The organism is Jannaschia sp. L-14R, from assembly GCF_056857695.1.
In genome coordinates, this window is sequence record NZ_JBSXNP010000011.1 from 980001 (window position 1) to 981581 (window position 1581).

Here is a 1581-nt window from a genome sequence, read left to right on the forward strand (position 1 = left end):
GGCGGCCGTAACTATAACGGTCCTAAGGTAGCGAAATTCCTTGTCGGGTAAGTTCCGACCTGCACGAATGGCGTAACGACTTCCCCGCTGTCTCCAACATCGACTCAGCGAAATTGAATTACCTGTCAAGATGCAGGTTACCCGCGGTTAGACGGAAAGACCCCGTGCACCTTTACTACAGCTTCAGACTGATATCAGGTCAAGCATGTGCAGGATAGGTGGTAGGCTTTGAAGCATGGACGCAAGTCTGTGTGGAGCCTTCCTTGAGATACCACCCTTGCTTCGCTTGATATCTAACCGCGGTCCGTTATCCGGATCCGGGACCCTCTGTGGCGGGTAGTTTGACTGGGGCGGTCGCCTCCTAAAGAGTAACGGAGGCGCGCGAAGGTTGGCTCAGATCGGTCGGACATCGATCGTTGAGTGCAATGGCAGAAGCCAGCCTGACTGCAAGACTGACAAGTCGAGCAGAGTCGAAAGACGGCCATAGTGATCCGGTGGTCCCAAGTGGGAGGGCCATCGCTCAACGGATAAAAGGTACGCCGGGGATAACAGGCTGATGATGCCCAAGAGTCCATATCGACGGCATCGTTTGGCACCTCGATGTCGGCTCATCTCATCCTGGGGCTGGAGCAGGTCCCAAGGGTACGGCTGTTCGCCGTTTAAAGAGGTACGTGAGCTGGGTTTAGAACGTCGTGAGACAGTTCGGTCCCTATCTTCCGTGGGTGTAGGATATTTGAGAAGAGTTGCCCCTAGTACGAGAGGACCGGGGTGAACGATCCACTGGTGGACCAGTTGTTATGCCAATAGCAGTGCTGGGTAGCTATGATCGGACAGGATAACCGCTGAAGGCATCTAAGCGGGAAGCCCCCTTCAAAACAAGATATCCCTGAGGACCGTGGTAGACCACCACGTCGATAGGCCGGAGATGTAAGCGCAGCAATGCGTTCAGTTGACCGGTACTAATTGTCCGATAGGCTTGATTTGATCCAGTAGAAGCCAGGAAACTGGTTGGATTAATCAAAAGCATACACACCATAACGGTATACTTGACTTGGAATTTCGATAGGTTTTTTCGGTTTGGTGATCATAGCGCAAGCAAAACACCCGGTCCCATCCCGAACCCGGCAGTTAAGTGCTGTAGCGCCGATGGTACTGCGTCTTAAGGCGTGGGAGAGTAGGTCATCGCCAAACCTAGAAAACCTATTGAACTCGTGTATCTCCTCGAACGATGGCAATTGGCGCGGGATGGAGCAGTCCGGTAGCTCGTCAGGCTCATAACCTGAAGGTCGTAGGTTCAAATCCTACTCCCGCAACCAACTCAAATTGCGATTGACCCGCCCTTGTGGTGGGTTTTTTGCGGTTTAGGGAAATGCCAAGGATTCCAGCAAGATCGCCCCTCACATCGATGAGCATTTCGTCGTCAGTCAGCGTCAAAATGATCGTAACCAGCCCATTGGCACCGCCTGCCTGACCCTGGGGCTTTGATCTAAGGCACGTATTTAACGACGTCGTTAGCGACGTGTCTTATGCGGGGTCTGCGATGCGCGGCGAAATTCTTGGCCTGGAACGGCGGCGTTTCTG

1 tRNA gene and 2 rRNA genes (1 of these 3 cut by a window edge) are annotated in these 1581 nt (G+C 53.4%); all 3 read left to right on the plus strand.

Annotated features, from left to right (window positions below):
• A 23S ribosomal RNA gene (locus AC13C2_RS17565) occupies nucleotides 1-984 on the plus strand; it begins 1846 nt to the left of the window's first position.
• A 92-nt stretch (nucleotides 985-1076) separates the two neighbouring features.
• Nucleotides 1077-1191 (plus strand): 5S ribosomal RNA (gene rrf, locus AC13C2_RS17570).
• 48 nt (nucleotides 1192-1239) lie between these two features.
• Nucleotides 1240-1316 (plus strand) — tRNA-Met (locus AC13C2_RS17575).
• The last annotated feature ends 265 nt before the right edge of the window (nucleotides 1317-1581 follow it).